Consider the following 3436-nt stretch of genomic DNA (forward strand, 5'->3'; position numbering starts at 1 on the left):
CGGGGGCCTCCTGGGGGACGTCGGTGAAGAATTCCTTTTCCTTCTTGTCTGCAGCGCTGGTTTGGATGTCGGCCATGGTGTGTGTTCAGTTTTGGTTGAGTCATAATCCATAGTCACTCCCTGCTTGCCGTCCATGCACGGGCTCGCCAGATTTGTGTCGGATTTTGCAATGGCCATGCAGACGAACAAAAACATCCTCAGCCTCGTACCCACCGGCTCGGCACATCGCGTGCAGGGTCAGCGGACGGTGGCGCTGCCGGGGGTGACGGTGGACATCCTGACCACGCGCAAGATCGAACTGCAGCAGTGGGAGCTGCGGCGGCTGAACGATCCGTACTGGCGGCTGTACTGGCCGGTGAGTGCCGGAGGGGTGGTGGAAATCGAGGGTGAAAAGACGCTGCTGGAGCCGGGCTTCATGTATCTGATTCCGCCACACACGACTTTCAGTACGACGACGAGCCGGCCATTCAGCAAGTGGTACGCGCATTTTAATCTGGGTCCGCTGGCGGACCGAGCGGCACCGGGGATCCACCGCTTTCCCACCAATGCGCTGATGCAGAGTCTGATCCCCGGACTGATCAAAATGAGCAAGGAGAAGGTGGCGGTGAGGTTTCCGTGGCCCACGATCCAGCTCGTCATCGCGGCGGTGCAGTGCCTGCCGGAAAGTGTGTGGGAGAAGCAGCATCTGGATGCGCGGGTGCTGCGAGCGATGGAGTTCATGCACCAGCATCACGGACTCAAACTGACCGCCGAGCAGGTGGCGAAGCATGCGGGGCTGAGCCTGCGGAATTTGAACCATCTCTTTCAGCAGGAGCTGCAGCAGCCGCCGATGCGGGTGCTGCTGGACTACCGGCTGGATGAAGCCTGCCGCAAGCTGAGGCACACGAAGGAGAGCATTGAGACGATCTCCGAGCAGTGCGGGCTGACGAACCGCTACTACTTCAGCCGCATGCTGCGGCAGTACCGGAACACGTCGCCGGCGACGTATCGCGACGAGAGCTGGGGGTGAGGAGGCGAGGAGGCGGGGGACGTGCCGGGCCGCTGGGTATGGCGGAGCGCTGATCGACGGACAGGAGTGTCCATCGTACTGCCTTCAGCAGTCCAAGCCGAGGAGCTGCAAGCTGTCGCGGTGGATCATGGCTTCGATTTGGGACACGTCGAGGCGGGGGAGCTGGGTGCCTTCGAGCATGTCGTTGAGTTTGCGGATGCCGTCGATGGAGGCGTTGACGGTGGTGAAGGGGAAGTCGGTGCCGAAGAGGAGCTTGTGCCAGACGCCGTATTCCTGGGCGAGCATGAGGGAGTTGTAGAGCTGCCAGGGGCGGTAGTGGAGGGCGCTGACGTCGGCGAAGACGTTGTCGTGCTTGCGGATGGTGACGAGGCATTCGCCTTCGTAGGGATGGCCGAGGTGCGCGAGGATGATTTTCAAGCCGGGATGTTTGAGGGCCACGGGCTCGATGAGGCGGGGAAGAGTGAAGGCCAGGGGTGCCTGGGCGATGAAGGTGGTGCCCATGTGCAGAAGCACGGGCAGGCGGTGTTTTTCCGCGTACTGCCAGAGGGGTTCGAGTGTGGGGTCATCGGGGCTGAAGCCGGCGTACATGGGCAGAAGCTTGATGCCACGCAGGCCGAGGGTTTCGTGGCCGATTTGCATCTCGCGCTGCCAGTTTTCCTGAGTGGGATCGATGGAGAGGAAACCGATCAAGCGTGCGGGGTCGCGCGCCACATAGTCTGCTACGGTCTGGTCATTGACCCAGAGGCCGCTGAGTTTGGCTTTGCCGCCGAAGACGAGGGTGCGTGTGTCTTCGGGAGCGGCGGCGCGGTAGGCCTCATAGGTTGCGCTGATGTCCACCTTGACGCCGGGGCGGGCGCGTCCGGCCTGATGTATGAAATCGTCGGAGAAGTCGGCGGGGAAGTTCCAGGCGTGGGAGTGGACGTCGATGATCATGGGTTTGAATCAAAGGGTGGCGGCGAGCATGCGGTCGAACTGGCGCTCGACTTCGAGTTTTGTCTCAGCGTCGAGTTTGAAGCCGACGGGGCCGCGGATGAGGGTGTTTTTGAAGATGCCCTGGCGGACGAGGAGATGCTTTTCGACGGCGAGGAAGCCATCGAGGCTGGTCTGCATGGAGATGAGAGCGGAGAGGGGGCCGTGGATGCGATCGGCTTTTTCGGTGTCGCCAGATTTTAGAGCGTTCCAAAGGGGGACGAGGCCGCGAATGAGGTCGGCGCCGGGCATGGTGCCGACGACGCCGCGCTTGAAGGAGTCCACGAGGGCAATGCCGCCGGTGCCTTCGAAGACGCGGGCGCGGCCTTGGGTGGCATCGCGGAGTTCGGAGAGCTTGGGACCGATGGGGGAGGCTTCGGGTTTGTATTGAACGCGATCGGGGCCGAACTCGGCGAGCAGTTTGGCCTGCATGGCGATGGGCATGGGCTTGCCGACGTAACCGCTGGCGTCCTGCACGATGACGGGAATCTGGATGGCGTGAATGATGCGCGTGTAGTAGGCGAGCAGCTCACTTTCGCCGATGCCGATGGACACGGGCGGGATGGCCATCACGGCATCGGCTCCGACGCTTTCGGCGTGTTTCGCGTAGCGTTCGGCGACCTTGGAGGACTCTGCGCCGACGCTGATGATGACAGCTCCGCGTGATTTGCCAAACTTGCATGCGGCGGCGGCGAGTTGCTCGCGTTCTTCGCTGTCGAGGCGCAGGGTTTCGGAAACCATGGCCATGACGATGCCGTGGGCACCGCAGTCGTAGAGCCAGGAGATTTCGCGTTCGAGAGTTTCGAGGTCGAGGGTTTCGTCGTCATGCCATGGGGTTTGGAAGACGGGGAGGACGCCGTGGAGTGGGTGCTGGGATGGCATGGGGTGATGTCGAGACTGGTAGTGGTGCGGAGTTTTGATTTTGCGGCGGGGCGAACTCGGTATCGTAATACCGAGCTACAAAAAATATCACCAGAGCAGTTTGCCGCCGTCGATGATGAGGAGGCTGCCGGTCATGTAGCTGCTGGCATCGCTGGCGAGGTAGAGGGCGAGGGGGCCGATTTCTTCGGGGCTGCCCCAGCGGCCCATGGGGATGCTGGTGGCGACTTCACCTTCGAACTCGGGGCGCTCGCCGATCCAGCGTTTGTTGGCATCGGTGAGGAAGGGGCCGGGGGCGATGGCGTTGACCGTGATGCCGTGTGCGGCCCAGTCGGCGGCGACGGCTTTGGTGAACATGGTCAGTGCAGCTTTGGAGGTCTCGTAGCTGCGGCCGCGCATGGCCTTGCCGGGCCAGAGGGCGTTGATGGAGGAGATGTTGATGATGCGGCCCCATTTGCGGGGGATCATCGCACCGCCGATGCGCTTGGTGAGGATGAAGGCCTGGGTGAGATTGAGATCGAGGATGCGCTGCCAGTCTTCGAGAGCGAGATCCTCGGTGGGGGTGTTGATGCGGCGGCC

The 3436-nt window shown here is 62.4% G+C and carries 4 protein-coding genes; 1 reads left to right on the forward strand and 3 read right to left on the reverse strand.

Annotated features, from left to right (window positions below; translation table 11 throughout):
• Window positions 1–175: 175 nt before the first annotated feature.
• Window positions 176–1009, forward strand: a complete 834-nt coding sequence (locus ACIREA_RS28905; protein ID WP_397385789.1) for a helix-turn-helix domain-containing protein — start codon at window positions 176–178, stop codon at window positions 1007–1009.
• An 84-nt stretch (window positions 1010–1093) separates the two neighbouring features.
• Here ACIREA_RS28905 and ACIREA_RS28910 read toward each other — a convergent pair whose 3' ends face one another.
• The 3 genes from ACIREA_RS28910 to ACIREA_RS28920 all read right to left on the reverse strand — a co-directional run.
• Complete coding sequence (locus ACIREA_RS28910; protein ID WP_397385790.1) at window positions 1094–1942, reverse strand: amidohydrolase family protein; 849 nt, start codon at window positions 1940–1942, stop codon at window positions 1094–1096.
• A gap of 9 nt (window positions 1943–1951) precedes the next feature.
• Window positions 1952–2860, reverse strand: coding sequence for a dihydrodipicolinate synthase family protein (locus ACIREA_RS28915; protein WP_397385791.1), 909 nt, complete (start codon window positions 2858–2860; stop codon window positions 1952–1954).
• 87 nt (window positions 2861–2947) lie between these two features.
• Window positions 2948–3436: SDR family NAD(P)-dependent oxidoreductase (locus ACIREA_RS28920; protein ID WP_397385792.1), on the reverse strand; the 489-nt coding region annotated here is incomplete at its 5' end.

The organism is Prosthecobacter sp., from assembly GCF_044373815.1.
In the GTDB taxonomy this organism is placed as follows: domain Bacteria; phylum Verrucomicrobiota; class Verrucomicrobiia; order Verrucomicrobiales; family Verrucomicrobiaceae; genus Prosthecobacter.

Excerpts from the sequence above, each read along its gene's own strand:
- ACIREA_RS28905 (WP_397385789.1), top strand. The coding sequence starts at position 176 with ATGCAGACGAACAAAAACATCCTCAGCCTCGTACCCACCGGCTCGGCA.
- ACIREA_RS28910 (WP_397385790.1), bottom strand. The coding sequence starts at position 1,942 with ATGATCATCGACGTCCACTCCCACGCCTGGAACTTCCCCGCCGACTTC.
- ACIREA_RS28915 (WP_397385791.1), bottom strand. The coding sequence starts at position 2,860 with ATGCCATCCCAGCACCCACTCCACGGCGTCCTCCCCGTCTTCCAAACC.